Genomic DNA, 14,745 nt, shown 5'->3' with positions numbered 1-14,745 from the left:
GTGGTACTCTCCACGTATAATTCCTCCGTTATTATGCTTTCTCCCCAAAGAAATAAAAGCCGTGACAATCAGTAATCTTTACTTTGACCATTTGACCGATAAGTTCCTCGCTACCGGGGAAATGTACAAGTGTATTGTTTGACATTCTTCCCGTCATAAGAGAATCATCATGATCGTTTACGCTTTCAACAAGCACTTCCTGAACCTGCCCCTTGTATTTAAGAGACTGCTCTTTTGCCGTATCCTGAACGACTTTAAGAAGCCTGTCGAAATTTTCTTTAACAACGTCTTCCGGTACCTGATCTTCAAAAGTTGCGGCAGGTGTTCCGGACCTCTTTGAATAGATAAAGGTAAATGCGTTGTCAAAAGCTGATTTCTTCACAACATCGATAGTATCATCAACGTCCTCTTTTGTTTCACCGGGGAAACCTACGATAATATCCGTTGTGATCGCAACATCGGGAAGTTTAGCCCTTATCTTATTTACAAGATTAAGGAAATCTTCCTTGGTATATTTTCTGTTCATTCTCCTCAAAATCTCGGTATTTCCCGACTGAAGAGGAAGATGAATATGTCTTGCTATTTTTTTATTATTTGCAATAACATCTATAAGCTCATCTGAAAAGTCCTTAGGATGAGGAGTCATAAACCTTACTCTCTCTATACCTTCAACCTTAGTGACTTCGTCAATCAGCTCCGCAAAAGAAATCTTATCCGGATTTCCGTCCTCAAAATCATTTCCGTATGAGTTGACGTTCTGTCCTAGAAGCATGATCTCTTTAACACCGTCTTTTGCAAGCTTTTCGCACTCTCTGATTATGTCCTTGGGGCTTCTGCTTCTCTCTCGTCCTCTGACGTAAGGAACAATACAATAAGTGCAGAAATTATTGCAGCCAAACATAATATTTACGCCCGACTTAAATGAATACTTACGAAGAACCGGAAGATCCTCGACAATCTTGTCAGTCTCTTTCCAGATATCGATTATCATCTTGTCGGAGTTAAGTGATTGGTACAAAAGCTCCGCAAATTTATAAATGTTATGTGTTCCGAAAATAAGATCGACGAATCTGTAGCTCTTTTTAATCTTATCAACGGCTGTTTTCTCCTGCATCATGCATCCGCAGATCGCAATCTTCATATAAGGATTGCTCTTCTTAAAATTACTGCACTGACCGAGTCTTCCAAGAACTCTCTGGTCGGCGTTATCGCGAACGGTACATGTGTTATAGATTACAAAATCGGCATCTTCCGATTCTGTTTCTTCATATCCTACAAGCTTAAGTGTCGCAAGAAGTTTCTCGGAATCCCTCGCGTTCATCTGACATCCAAAAGTAACAACACATGCCTTAAGCTTTCTTCCAAGCTCTTTTTCCATAAAAGAAACCTGAGCTTTGGCTTTTTCAATATATTCAAGCTGTCTGACGCTCTCCTCATCGGCAACGTCCTGCCTGTTGGCGTTTAATATACTGATATTATTTGCTTTTTCACTAGCCATTAAAAATCTTCTCCGTATACTTTTACAATTCCCAAAAGGATATCTACAACCTTGCGCATCTCCTGTATAGAAGCATACTCATACTTGCCATGATAGTTGTAGCCACCCGTGCAAAGGTTCGGGCAGGGAAGTCCCTTATATGAAAGCGAAGCACCGTCTGTACCGCCTCTTATAGGTGAGTCGATCGGTGTGATCGCAAGTCCGATCATTACCTTCTTAGCATTTTCGACAAGATGCATGTGCGGACGGATCTTCTCGAGCATATTGAAGTACTGGTCTCTTATATTAACTTCAACCGTTCCAATACCGTACTTCTTGTTAAGATACTCCGCAGCATCGTAAAAGAGCTTTTTCTTGCTGTTAAAAAGCTTCTCATTGTGATCTCTTATGATATATGTTGCCTCTGCACTCTCTGTTCCGCCGTTTACGTTTGTAAGGTGGAAAAATCCCTCTCTTTTCTCCGTATACATGGGATTCTGGAATACAGGAAGCATTGAATGGAACTCATAGCAGATAAGAGCCGCATTTATCATCTTATTCTTGGCATCACCCGGATGAACGCTTCTTCCGTGAACCTTTATAGTTCCTTCCGCAGCATTAAAGTTCTCGTATTCGAGCTCTCCGAGCTTTCCGCCGTCAACGGTATATGCAAAGTCTGCACCAAATCTCTTCAGATCAAAATGAGCTGTTCCCTCGCCGATCTCTTCATCGGGAGTAAACGCGATCCTAATATCACCGTGCTTAATTTCGGGATTGGACAAAAGAGTTTCCGCCATTGTCATAATTTCCGAAACACCGGCCTTATCATCTGCTCCGAGAAGTGTCGTTCCGTCTGTAACAATAAGATCTTCACCGACATGATTTAAAAGCTCGGGGAAATCCTTTGGTGAAAGAATAACCTTCCCGTCCTTTGAAAGGCATATGTCCGTACCCTCGTAATTATCTATTATTCTGGGCTTTACATCTTTTCCGCTAACTTCATCGGAAGTATCCATGTGAGCAACAAAGCCCATCTTGTATCTCTTTTTTCCATCATCGATATTCGAAGGAATAGACGCATAAACATAGCAATGATCTTCATCATAATATACGTCGGAAGCTCCGATCTCGATAAGTTCATCTCTTAAGATTTTCGCAAGGTCATGCTGCTTCATGGTAGAGGGAGACGTACCCGAATCAGGATCTGACTGGGTATCAACCTTTACATATCTTAAAAATTTTTCAATAACGTCCGGTTTGTTCATTTCTTTTTACTACTTTTCCTTTTATTATCTTTTTTATCTTTAAAGCTCTGATATATTCTGACAGAACGCTCTGTAAGCGTCACTTTGTCATTATCCAAGGCTTTTTTATCTGACTCATTTTTATTTTTTACGACATAATTGTTATCGGAATCAGTGTTCACTTCCGCACATGCGGTATCTGATATAAGCTTCCACGAATTTCCGTCCGGAAGTTTCGGAAGAGCTATTTCCGATTTATTCCAGCACATATTGTAACACACATATACAAATGGCTTATCTTCCGCTTTTTTATCATAAAGCCCGCAATAAAGAAGTCCCAAAACATGACTCTGCGCCGTAAAATCAGGTCTCCATGCATCTCTCCCGTGACAAGAAAAATCAGGATAACCGCATGAAATATAATCCATCAGCTTAAACGGAGCCGGCTCTCTGAACATAATATGCTCTCTTCTCATATTTACGAGAAATTTGACATATTCAAGAAGATCCTCGTTCTTATCAAGCGCCTTCCAGTCAACCCATCCGATATCATTGTCCTGACAATACGGATTGTTGTTGCCGCCCTGAGAGTTACCAAACTCATCTCCGCTGAATATCATGGGAGTTCCCTGTGCCAAAAAGAGCATGGATAAAATATTCTTTATCTGCCTGTTTCTAAGATCAAGAATGCCTTTTTTTCTGGTTCTTCCCTCTATTCCGCAGTTCCAGCTGTAGTTCTCGTCTGTACCGTCTTTATTATTTTCGCCGTTTTCTTCATTTCTTTTGTGTTCAAAAGAAACAAGATCGGCGAGCCTGAATCCTTCGTAGTTGCAAATATAATTGATCACACCGTGGTCGCATCCGTTGGCGATCATTACCTTAAGGAAATCTCCCGCGGTATTGTCATCACTTTTTAAGAATTTTCTCGAAGAATTCAAAAATGTATTGTTATATTCGGCAAGAAAGCGCTTTTTAACAGGCTTTCCGCCGTATATATCACCATAGTCAAACCACTCATGCCAGATCTTTACATCGGCAAAAAGCGGATCTTTTGTGATGTTCCGCATAGGAAGACGGGCTCCTTTGACATGGAAACCATCCACTCTGTACGTACATCTCCAGTACCTGAGCGCATCAATTATTATACTCTCGCTCTCATCCTCTTCAAAATAAAACTGAAGAACTACTTCAATGCCGTTCTCATGCATAGTCTTGATAAAGTTCTTCACTTCATCCTCGGCATTTGCGGGATCCACACAATAAGAAGTCCTGGGAGCAAAGTAATAACCTTTTTTGTATCCCCAGAAATTAACCTTATGATCAAAGTTTCCCTTATTTGTAATACTTCCGTTTCTGGAAAAAATAACATCGCTTCCCTTAAGTGCTTTCGAGCCCTTGATGGCACTGCGAACTTTGCCTCTCTTCTCGGAATCCTGAAGTTCATTCATCTCGTATATAGGCATAAGCTCAATGCAAGTCACGCCAAGAGATTTAAGATAATCAAGCTTTGCGATTATTCCCGAAAACGTACCTCTGATATCAGCCGGAAGCCCACTCGAAGAACTCTTCGTAAAGCCTCTTACATGCATCAGATAAACGAAGCTGTCCTCATACGGGGTCTGCGGAGAAGAACTACCTTCCCAGTCAAAGCAAGTAGATGAATCGGATCTGAGTGATTTATTGTCAAGTTTGGCTCTGATAGCGGAATCTTCGACTTCCTCGCCAAATTTATCAAGTCCTATGACAAGCTTTGCATACGGATCGCAAAAATAATCCTCATCTTCAAAAAGATTGTACTGCGTATATCCGTCCACATCCTTTATTCCGGAAATTCTCGCAGAATAAATATTCCCGCGCTTACATTCCGTAGGGAGCTCAATGACAAAACCATCGTCCTCGCCTTTTTCGCCTCGGTAAAGCGTGATACCACGCTTAGAACCACCGTCAAATACAGCTCTGACAACCAGACTCTTATCGTAGTCAATATAGCAGCCCAATGGATAAGGCTTTTCATCGGTAATCTTGTACGCTGAAGTCATAATCTCTCCGAAATTTGTGCTCAAAGTTACTGTTTATTGTATCAAACAACATAAGCCCTAATATTTTAACACATAATGTCTTTATGTGCACGAAGTATGCTATAATCATGATAACCATTGAAAAAGATTTTCAGGAGGATTTTTATGGAATTTTCCAAAGTAGCAACAGAAATGAATACCAGAATTGAAAATGACGAGCAGATGACCGTTGACATCGAACTTGATGACAACAAAGTTGTTACCTGTGCGATCATCATAGTTCTTACAGTTAATTCAAAAGATTACATTGTTCTTCTTCCGCTTGATAAAAACGGTCAGAACAACGACGGAAACGTATGGTTCTACGAATTCATCTACAAAGGTGAGGATGAAGAGCCTGAACTTGGCTATATCGAAGACGACGCCGAGTACGATGCCGTTGCCGAGGCTTTCAACCTCTATCTCGACGATGTTGAATTTGATGAAATTGTTGAGATTCCTGAGGAAGATGCTGAAGATCTGTAAGAGAATCGGTATCAGAATTGATATGAATGTTAACCCTTTTAAAGACAGCAGATTTTTACATAATCTGCTGTTTTTATACCCCAAATATCCTTATTCTTGAAGCAACTTGGCTATAACATCACGTTCTTTTTTATCCGAAACTCCCATATTGTCCAATGTTTCCTCTAATGTCCATTTCATATTCTTCATAAGATTAAGAGTTGTCATTGCCTTATCTTCGATTTTACACTCTTCTGCATATTTCTTCACTGCTTCACACATAATAATACGACCTTTCCTTGTTTCCTTGAAATGATGAACGCTATCAGCCAATTCTTTATAATGCATCTCATTAGAGTTGCTCGAATTAAAATCTTGCATCAATTTCCCGATATCATCATTTCCTCTGTACTTTCCGTTGACATATATAATATGCGAGCCATCATTTAATGGTTCTCCTGTTTCCAAAACAGTTCTATCGGCTCTGTATACAGGCAATCCTTTTCTGAATTTATCATGCTTATAAATAAATATCACATAAGAATCTTTAATTTTATTAAATGCATCTTTTTCCCTAAGCATCCTAGAATCCATCATAGCACTGTGAAATCGGGCCCGTCTGACATGTGCTCCTTCAGAATTTCCTTGTACTTCAATGTCAATCTCTTCCCCATCAATATCAATTGCATGAATATCAAGAGTAATGTCTCTTCCACCGACAAGTGGATTCTTATATTCTTCTTGTCCTTCAACGCTTTTTACTATAATATCACGTTTTAATATAATCCTTAGTACAAGCTCTGTTGCAGGTATATTCTTATCAAACACCAATGACATCATGTCATCATCAAAAAGTGTAAGATTATCGATAATCCTACTTACTTCATAACTGTTTTGCCGCTTATTTAAATGATTTCCGTCATCTATTTTTTCATTTTTTATCATTTATATTCTCCTTAAATAATATCACTTTTTAGGTTCCTTTTCCCAGAGTTTTCTAATTGGTCGAAGGAACCTCGAAGGAAGCATGGCATTTTCTTTTGTGCCACATACATAAGACATTATCAAAGCCTCTTTAGCTCTGGTCATTCCCACATAGAGCATGCGTCGTTCTTCCTCTTTTCCTGATTCGGATACGGCGCTTCGCGATGGGATTATTCCTTCGTTAAGATCAGGAATCCAAACACATTTATACTCAAGACCTTTTGAGCTATGTAGCGTAATTATATTTACCGTATCTTCTGTTTTACTATGCTTTGAATTTCTTTTATTTTGAACAGCATAATTTTCTTTTTCTTCGTCAAAAGACTTTATAAAAGCTTTTGTATCTGCATATTTTTTGGCCATATCTTCAAACAAATCCAATTTCTTTTTACTGTTTGGATAAAGCTTATCTAACCCGATCTCTTTCCTGATAAACCTGACAGACAACGCCGGTCGCATCTTTGATATCATCGAAATCTCATGAAACAGCTTATTTACAACCTTACTTCTGTCCCTGTTTCCTTGATAAAAAGCTAAGACATCTACTTTCCTGACTATTTCCTTCATAGCGCTTTCTCTTGATATATAGCGAAGAGGCTTGTTCATAATCTTATAAAAGAGCGCCCTCGAGCTTTCGATGCACGCAAAAGAAAGATAACAGACACACAGAATAACTCCCTCATCGTCATAGAGTGCCATATCATCCGTGTTTTCGATGTTGCTCTTTATGCCTTTTTGTTTTAAAAATGACGCAATCGTCTTACACTCCGAATTGGTCCTGCATAAGATACCGATGTCATTTAATTTACTCTGTCCGCTAAGAAACACGCTCATCGCTTCATATTGTTCTTCTTTTGTCCTGTATCTTCTTGCTATAACATATCCGTTTGTTCCTGTTCCGGATACGATTTTCTTCTTAAATCGCATCTTATTTTCAGCTATGACCAAACTCGCATTATCCAAAATAGACTTGCCACACCTGTAATTTACGGAAAGATTTACTATATGAACCTCTCTTTTCATGCGCTTTTCAAACTCCATCATTATTCCGGGTTTTGCGCCTCGAAATCCGTATATTGCCTGATCGTCATCCCCTACAACAAAAAGATTTTGATCCCCGTTCAGAATCGACTCGATATTTTTTTGCTGCATCTCATTGATATCCTGATATTCATCAATAAGGATGTACTTATATCTTTCTTTATAAAGTTGTGCAATTTCTTTTCTGCTCTCAAAAATCTGCGCACATATAAGAGACATATCGTCGAAATCGATTTTCCCAAAGGATTTTAGACTGTTATTATATTTTTCAAATATCACCTTGAAATAATCTTTATACGGAACAGAATCCGAGACGAAATCAGGCGAGAGTCCCGCGTTTTTTATCCTTGAAATCTCAGACGTAATATCTTTTACAATCTCATTTTCATCAAGGATTGAAAGCTTATTCATATTCTCCCTGCTGTTTTTGAGCGCATTAATGAGAATATCTTTTACCAGCTTGTATTTAAAAAGCTCGTCTGCTATCTCAATTTTGTTGTAGAAGCCGGCCGCTTTACTGTTTTCTCTTAATATGTTGTAAAAAAGTGAATGGAAGGTTCCGAACGAAACCTCAGGATATGAACTATCCGTGATTTTTAAAAATCTTTGCTGCATCTCAATGGCAGCAGCTTTGGTAAACGTTATAACAAGAATCGAAGAAGGAGGAACATCGTATTCTTCGATTAAAAACTTAAGCCTTTGAACTATCACAAAAGTTTTGCCGCTTCCCGGCCCCGCAAGTACCATTGCAGGGCCGTCTTTATGAGTTATTGCTTCCTCTTGAGCGGCATTTACTTTAACGTCAACCAAAGATGGGTAAACGTTATTATTTCTCAAGTAATTCAATTCCTTTTTTAATTCTGCTGATTGTCTCTTCTTTGCCTATGACCTCCATAAGCTCGGTAGCTCCGCAAGGAGTCATCTCTTTTCCCGAAACAGCGATTCTTACAGGCCAGAGAACAAAACCGTTCTTGTACTCATTAGCCTTGATGTAATCGGAAAGAAGTGCGTAAAGAGCATCATTTGTATAATCATCGTGTGCTTCAAGAATGGGAAGCACCTCTTTTAACACCTTAAGTGATGTCTCTTCGTTGGTCTTCATCTTCTTGTGAGTATAGATAGCCGTATCATACTCGGGAAGCTTTGCAAAGAACTTGACCATATCGGCAATGTCAGGCCAGATCTCAATACGAGTCTTTACCATATTCGAAATCTTCTTAAGCTTGTCATCATCGGAAGAAATCACGCTGTCGCCCTCTTCCTTAAGAGCATCGACGATATAGGACTTGGCTGTCTCAAAGAACTTGTCCTCGTCCATCTTCTTAAGATACTCGCCATTCATCCATTTCAGCTTGGTATAGTCAAATACGGCGGGCGACTTATTGATGCGCTTGTAATCAAACTTCTCGATAAGCTCCTGAAGGCTCATGATCTCGTTGTTATCATCGGGAGACCATCCAAGGAGTGCAACAAAGTTAACAACAGCCTCAGGCAGGAATCCCTGCTCGATAAGATCTTCAAATGAAGAATGTCCGCTTCTCTTAGAGAGCTTTTTGTGTTCCTCATCAGTGATAAGAGGACAATGTATGTACTTGGGAATCTCCCATCCAAATGCATCATAAAGTCTGTTGTACTTGGGTGATGATGAAATATACTCATTACCTCTTACAACATGAGTGATTCCCATGAGATGATCGTCAACAACGTTAGCAAAATTGTAAGTCGGATATCCGTCAGACTTAATAAGGATCATATCATCAAGCTCTTTATTCTCAACTGTTACATCTCCGTAGAGCTCGTCATGGAAAGTTGTTGTTCCTTCTGTCGGATTGTTCTGTCTTATAACAAAAGGCTTTCCCTCAGCAAGATTCTTCTCAACTTCTTCCTTTGAAAGAGAAAGACAATGCTTGTCATAAACACTGATCTCTTTACCTTCAACAACCTGAACAAGTGAAGCAAGTCTCTCCTGATCGCAGAAGCAATAATATGCTTCGCCTTTTTCTACAAGCTCTTTTGCATAAGTCATGTAGATTCCGGCTTTCTGTCTCTCACTCTGAACGTAAGGGCCTACTTCTCCGCCCACATCCGGACCTTCATCATGGATAAGTCCCGTTTCCTTGAGAGTTCTATAGATAATCTCCGTAGCGCCTTCAACAAAACGCTCCTGGTCTGTATCTTCAATTCTTAGAATATAATCGCCGCCCTCATGCTTTGTGATAAGATAAGCATAAAGAGCTGTTCTTAAGTTTCCGACGTGCATACGGCCTGTCGGGCTCGGTGCATATCTTGTACGAATCTTTGCCATATTTAACCTCGATATTCTTTATGAATTATTTTATTGTATTCTCTGGTCAAATACATTTAAAAAAGTGTATTTGCGCATCCAAACGATTTATTATTGTAGCATACAATATCTTTTTTTCAATAGATGGCGAAAATAAAGCCTTAATGAAAAAAAACAGATTGTTTATATTATTTTTTACCTGTTGATCCAAATCCGCCTCTGTCTGCACCTTCAAGATGCTCACACTCATCAAATACGATCGCAGGCTGGTTCTCCATTATTCTAAACTGACAGATTCTGTCATTGAATCCAATATGTGTATCTCTCATTGCAATTACAGGCATAAACCACTGATCGTTATCCCCGCAGTATGAATGATCGATAACACCCATGTGATTGGTCTGCACAACACCAAAGTTCTTGAAAGTAGAACTTCTCGGAACGATATGCGCTTCATAGCCTTCAGGAATCTCCATCGCAACCCCGAGTGGCACAAGATGGAACTCGCCTTCCTTAAGGTCCACATCTTCGGCGCTCCTAAGATCGATCCAATCTGACTTTCCATCGATATATGTAAGCTTTTCAAGCTTATCATTAAAGTATTTTATCTTAATATTTTTTCCCACTTATCTATCATCCTCTCCAATAATTTGTTCAACGAATTTTATTATAATTGATTTATCATGATTATCCAATCTTGAATCATCAAGTTTTGGAAAAGCTAACAATTTTCTCTTGCAATCCAATCTTCTATTTCGCCATTTATTACGACATCTATTATGGCATTTTGCAAGCAAAAAGAGGGTGCAACATCACGTTGCACCCGCACAAACACTACATATTTTACCCATTCAAATATCCATTATTTTATCTCAATAACCTTATAATCTTTCTCTTCAACTGCCTTCTTGAGTATATCATCCGAAACCTCAAGATTAAGTGTTACGACCGCTGTATTTTTCTCGTGACTTACAACCGCTTCGGTAACACCTTCAACAGCTTCAAGAGCCGCCTTAACAGTATTCTCGCAGTGACCGCACATCATACCTTCAATACTAAGTGTCTTTGTCATATTGATTTCCTCCGTTTTTGAAAGTGACGAAACAATTATCTCATTATCAGAATCATCATCCTCATCATCAGTTTTATGTTTTTTAATCTTGTTGTACATCTTCTTATCCTTTGACGCATCACGAATATCAAAGAGATTAAGCCCGAGAGCATTCGTAACAACAAAGAAGCTTGATAAACTCATTGCGGCAGCTCCGAACATAGGACTTAATTTAAGACCGAAAAGTTCGATAAAGCAGCCAGCTGCGATCGGTATACCTATCACGTTGTAAATAAATGCCCAGAAAAGATTCCTGCGTATATTTGCAAGAGTTCCTTTTGACAATCTTATCGCACCGGAAACATCAAGAAGACTGTTTCTCATAAGAACGATATCTGCCGCATCTACAGCAACATCAGTTCCCGCGCCGATGGCAATTCCGACATCTGCAGCCGTAAGTGCCGGAGCGTCGTTAATTCCGTCGCCGACCATAACAACTTTTCCCTGTTTCATGAGTTCATCGGCAATATCTTTTTTGCCACCCGGAAGGACGCCTGCGTAAACCTCGTTGATACCTGCTTTTGCAGCGATTGCTCGCGCAGTATTTTCATTGTCACCCGTCATCATGACAACTCGTATGCCCATATTCTTGAGCTCTTCGATTGCCTGAGCCGAATCATCTTTGATTGTATCCGCAACTGCAATGATTCCAACAAAAATATTATCTTTTGCAAAAAACAGCGGTGTCTTTCCTCTGATGGACAATCCGTATGCTCTCTTTGAAACTTCCTCGGGAATGTTCGCATATTTGGAAATAAAATCAAGATTACCGCATCTGATTACGGCACCTTCAATAGTTCCCTCAAGTCCGTTACCCGAGATCTCGCTGAAATCATCCACGGGAACATCCATATCCGCGCAGAGATTTACAGCATGAGTTGCCACCGCCCTTGCAAGAGGGTGATTGCTTTTTGCCTCAAGTATTCCTGCAAGTCTGACAAACTCAAGCTCAGCGTTAAGATTTTCTTCTGCTGAGTAACCGCTCTCAGTGATCGCTTCAGCCAGAAATACATCGGTAACAACAGGTTCACCCTTTGTGATGGTTCCTGTTTTATCAAGGATCACGATATTACATTTACCTGCATTTTCAAGTGTTGCGGCAGTTTTAAAAAGAATGCCGTTCTTTGCTCCGACACCGTTTCCGACCATTACCGCAACCGGAGTCGCAAGACCAAGTGCACACGGGCAGCTTATTACAAGTACCGCAACTCCTCTGGCAAGCGCATAACCAAAACTTGCTCCCACTATAAGCCATGACATTATTGTAACCAGGGCTATACACATAACTACAGGAACAAAAACGCCGGATACTTTGTCCGCAAGCTTTGCAATAGGAGCTTTCGTTGCGGCCGCATCACTTACCATTGTGATGATCTGTGAAAGAGTTGTATCTTTTCCTACTCTTGTAGCCTTACATTTAAGATAACCGGATGAATTTATTGTTGCAGCAAATACATCTTCTCCGACATTCTTATCAACCGGAATACTTTCTCCCGTAAGAGATGATTCATCAATCGCGCTGCTACCTTCGACAATAACACCGTCGACAGGGATCCTCTCCCCTGCCTTAACAACAAATATATCTTCAACTTTGACCTGCTCGATCGGAACTTCTTTTTCAGCTCCGTTTTCATCTATCACAGTCGCCGTCTTTGATACAAGCTTCATAAGACTCTTAATGGCTGTTGTCGTTTTACCCTTGCTTCTTGCTTCGAGCATCTTACCGACTGTTATAAAAGTAAGTATCATGGCAGCCGACTCAAAATAAAGCTCATCATAGAACAGATTTGTTTTTTCGGGAGCTCCGTTAGCTTTTGAGATCATCATAATAGCCAGCGCAAACGCACTGTACACAAAAGAAGCCGAACTTCCGAGGGCCACAAGAGTGTCCATATTGGGCGACTTATGCATCAGCCCTCTGAATCCGCTTATAAAGAAATTTCTGTTTATGATCATTATGACAATGCATAAGATCATCTGAATTATTCCGATTGCAATAACATTTCCGTCCAAAAACGGCGGAAGCGGGAACCCAAAAATCTTATGTCCCATGGAGAAATATATAAGAACGAGCAGAAATCCGACCGAATAAAGCAGTCTTCGTTTAAGAATAGGAGTTTCTTTGTCTTTAAGTGCCTCTTCCTCCTCGTTTTTTTGACTCTCTTCATCAAGTAGCGTTGCGCCGTATCCGGCATCCTCAACAGCCTTGATAATGTCTGAGGTAAGAACATTTCCCTCAACCGTCATTGAATTGGTAAGAAGATTAACAGTACACTCCGTCACTCCTTTGAGAGAATTAACTGCTTTCTCCACACGCACCTGGCATGCAGCACAACTCATTCCGGTAATTACATACTTTTCCATAACATTCCCTTTTTCATACTCCGCAATTTCTGTCGGATTTTTCCCCTGACAGCTTGTGAGCATCAAGATTTATTCTGACGTTCAACAAGATGTTCTCCGCAGTATATTTCACGGAGCTTCGGTTTGTCAATTTTTCCCGTAGGATTCCTTAATACGTCGGCAAAAATAATCTTTCTCGGCCTCTTGTATCTCGGAAGATCCATACAAAAACGATCGACATCATCCTCAGTTAAAGTCATTCCCTCTTTTACCTGGATAATGGCAGCTGCGATCTCGCCGAGTCTGTCATCCTGAAGTCCTATAACTGCAGCATCATGTATCTTGTCATTTTTCATTAAGAAACTCTCTATCTGAACCGGATAAAGATTTTCTCCACCTGAAATTATAACATCTTTTTTTCTATCTACAAGAAATATGAATCCATCTTCGTCCTGACGAGCCATATCTCCGGTAAATAACCAGCCGTCTTTTAATATTTCGGCCGTCGCCTCGGGGTTCTTGTAATACTCGACCATTACTCCCGGGCCTTTTACGCAGAGTTCCCCAATTTCGCCCTGATCAACGGCCTTGCCGTTTTCATCGACAATCTTTGTCTTCCAGCCGTATCCGGGAATTCCGATGGCGCCGACTTTCTCAACATTCTCAAGTCCCAGATGCACGCAGCCGGGGCCCGTTGACTCCGAAAGGCCGTAGTTTGTGTCATACTTGTGATGCGGGAAATATTTAAGCCATCTCTTTATGAGACTCGGCGGAATCGGCTGAGCACCGATATGCATAAGTCTCCACTGTTTTAAATGATAGTCTTCTATCTTGAGTTTTCCCGAATCAAGCGCTGCCAGAATATCCTGCGCCCACGGAACAAGAAGCCATACTATCGTACATCTTTCTTCCGAAACGGCTCTGAATATCGATTCAGGTGAATTTCCTTTCAAAAGAACCGCTCTGCTACCTGTATAAAGAGATCCAAACCAGTGCATCTTGGCTCCCGTGTGATACAAAGGAGGAATGCAAAGGAAATTGTCCTCATGTGTAGTTTCGTGATGAATTGCCTCCATCTTGGCAGACTGCATAAGTGCCGTGTGAATATGTAAAATAGCTTTGGGAAATCCGGTTGTTCCCGATGAAAAATAGATTGCCGCATCATCCTTATCCTCAATAAGAACTCTCGGTGCAACCGAAGAACTGTTGGAAACCTGTCTGTAGTAGTCTTCCGCATAAGAAGGACACTGGTCTCCCACAAAGAAAAGAAGTGTCTCCTTCTTTATCTTCTCTGCGATATCCTCAATACGTCCGATAAACTCAGGTCCGTAGAATAAAACATCCGAATCGGATGCGTTAAGACAATAATCAATTTCTTCAGCATCAAATCTGAAGTTAAGAGGAACCGCTATAGCTCCCGCTTTTAAAATTCCGAAATAAATAGGTAACCATTCAAGGCAGTTCATAAGAAGAATCGCACACTTCTGGCCTTTTTTTATACCCCTTTCGATGAGCATGTTTGCAACTCTGTTTGCTTTCTCATCAAAAACCGACCATGTGATTTGTCTTCTGTAATATGCTGTGGAAGTCGGCTGAATAAGCTCATATTCTCTCCACGTAACCCTCTGCTCTTCTTTAATCTCCGGATTGATCTCAACAAGAGCAACTTCATCCCCATACAATTTGCTGTTTCGTTCCAATAAATCCGTAATTGGCATAAGAAATCCTCCGCTTTAAAG

General features: G+C 40.3%; 10 protein-coding genes. 1 reads left to right on the top strand and 9 read right to left on the bottom strand.

Annotation, left to right across the window (positions count from 1 at the left end):
- Window positions 1–31: 31 nt before the first annotated feature.
- Genes miaB through G628_RS0102415 form a run of 3 tightly spaced genes read right to left on the bottom strand, consistent with a single transcriptional unit; the run spans window position 32 to window position 4,760 of the window.
- Entirely contained in the window at window positions 32–1,498 is a 1,467-nt protein-coding gene (miaB, locus tag G628_RS0102425) for a tRNA (N6-isopentenyl adenosine(37)-C2)-methylthiotransferase MiaB (protein WP_026666761.1), read from the bottom strand.
- The gene (pepT, locus tag G628_RS0102420) at window positions 1,498–2,742 is read right to left on the bottom strand and encodes a peptidase T (RefSeq protein ID WP_026654896.1); all 1,245 of its coding nucleotides are present in this window, start codon (window positions 2,740–2,742) and stop codon (window positions 1,498–1,500) included. Before pepT ends, miaB begins: the two co-directional genes overlap by 1 nt.
- On the bottom strand, window positions 2,739–4,760 hold the full coding sequence (locus G628_RS0102415; RefSeq protein WP_027208362.1) for an alpha-amylase family glycosyl hydrolase: 2,022 nt from the start codon (window positions 4,758–4,760) through the stop codon (window positions 2,739–2,741). The genes pepT and G628_RS0102415 overlap by 4 nt, the downstream gene beginning before the upstream one ends.
- Window positions 4,761–4,904: 144 nt before the next feature.
- Here G628_RS0102415 and G628_RS0102410 point away from each other — a divergent pair, with 144 nt between their 5' ends.
- Complete coding sequence (locus tag G628_RS0102410) at window positions 4,905–5,264, top strand: DUF1292 domain-containing protein (RefSeq protein ID WP_051198964.1); 360 nt, start codon at window positions 4,905–4,907, stop codon at window positions 5,262–5,264.
- Between the two features lie 90 nt (window positions 5,265–5,354).
- On the opposite strand, the gene G628_RS16170 is transcribed toward G628_RS0102410, so the two are convergent.
- From G628_RS16170 to G628_RS0102375, 6 genes are all read right to left on the bottom strand, one after another.
- The gene (locus tag G628_RS16170; RefSeq protein WP_081670524.1) at window positions 5,355–6,188 is read right to left on the bottom strand and encodes a PD-(D/E)XK nuclease family transposase; all 834 of its coding nucleotides are present in this window, start codon (window positions 6,186–6,188) and stop codon (window positions 5,355–5,357) included.
- A gap of 21 nt (window positions 6,189–6,209) precedes the next feature.
- Window positions 6,210–8,078: an ATP-dependent helicase gene (locus G628_RS0102395; protein WP_196803690.1), complete on the bottom strand. Its 1,869-nt coding sequence runs from the start codon at window positions 8,076–8,078 to the stop codon at window positions 6,210–6,212.
- 16 nt (window positions 8,079–8,094) lie between these two features.
- Window positions 8,095–9,573 (bottom strand): glutamate--tRNA ligase, encoded by a 1,479-nt coding sequence (gene gltX, locus G628_RS0102390; protein WP_027208360.1) that lies wholly within the window; start codon window positions 9,571–9,573, stop codon window positions 8,095–8,097.
- A 167-nt stretch (window positions 9,574–9,740) separates the two neighbouring features.
- Entirely contained in the window at window positions 9,741–10,178 is a 438-nt protein-coding gene (locus G628_RS0102385; protein WP_027208359.1) for a dUTP diphosphatase, read from the bottom strand.
- 236 nt (window positions 10,179–10,414) lie between these two features.
- Complete coding sequence (locus tag G628_RS0102380; protein ID WP_027208358.1) at window positions 10,415–13,027, bottom strand: heavy metal translocating P-type ATPase; 2,613 nt, start codon at window positions 13,025–13,027, stop codon at window positions 10,415–10,417.
- A 62-nt stretch (window positions 13,028–13,089) separates the two neighbouring features.
- A complete protein-coding gene (locus tag G628_RS0102375) occupies window positions 13,090–14,724 on the bottom strand; it encodes a class I adenylate-forming enzyme family protein (RefSeq protein WP_027208357.1) in 1,635 nt (544 codons plus the stop codon).
- Window positions 14,725–14,745: the final 21 nt, after the last annotated feature.

It is taken from the genome of Butyrivibrio hungatei NK4A153, assembly GCF_000424465.1.
Classification (GTDB): domain Bacteria; phylum Bacillota; class Clostridia; order Lachnospirales; family Lachnospiraceae; genus Butyrivibrio; species Butyrivibrio hungatei_A.
This window is presented reverse-complemented; position numbering and strand designations above follow the sequence as displayed.

What these genes read in the sequence shown, in the direction of transcription:
- G628_RS16170 (WP_081670524.1), bottom strand. Translation starts at nt 6,188, where the DNA reads ATGATAAAAAATGAAAAAATAGATGACGGAAATCATTTAAATAAGCGG.
- G628_RS0102410 (WP_051198964.1), top strand. Translation starts at nt 4,905, where the DNA reads ATGGAATTTTCCAAAGTAGCAACAGAAATGAATACCAGAATTGAAAAT.
- G628_RS0102415 (WP_027208362.1), bottom strand. Translation starts at nt 4,760, where the DNA reads ATGACTTCAGCGTACAAGATTACCGATGAAAAGCCTTATCCATTGGGC.
- pepT (WP_026654896.1), bottom strand. Translation starts at nt 2,742, where the DNA reads ATGAACAAACCGGACGTTATTGAAAAATTTTTAAGATATGTAAAGGTT.
- G628_RS0102380 (WP_027208358.1), bottom strand. Translation starts at nt 13,027, where the DNA reads ATGGAAAAGTATGTAATTACCGGAATGAGTTGTGCTGCATGCCAGGTG.
- gltX (WP_027208360.1), bottom strand. Translation starts at nt 9,573, where the DNA reads ATGGCAAAGATTCGTACAAGATATGCACCGAGCCCGACAGGCCGTATG.
- G628_RS0102375 (WP_027208357.1), bottom strand. Translation starts at nt 14,724, where the DNA reads ATGCCAATTACGGATTTATTGGAACGAAACAGCAAATTGTATGGGGAT.
- miaB (WP_026666761.1), bottom strand. Translation starts at nt 1,498, where the DNA reads ATGGCTAGTGAAAAAGCAAATAATATCAGTATATTAAACGCCAACAGG.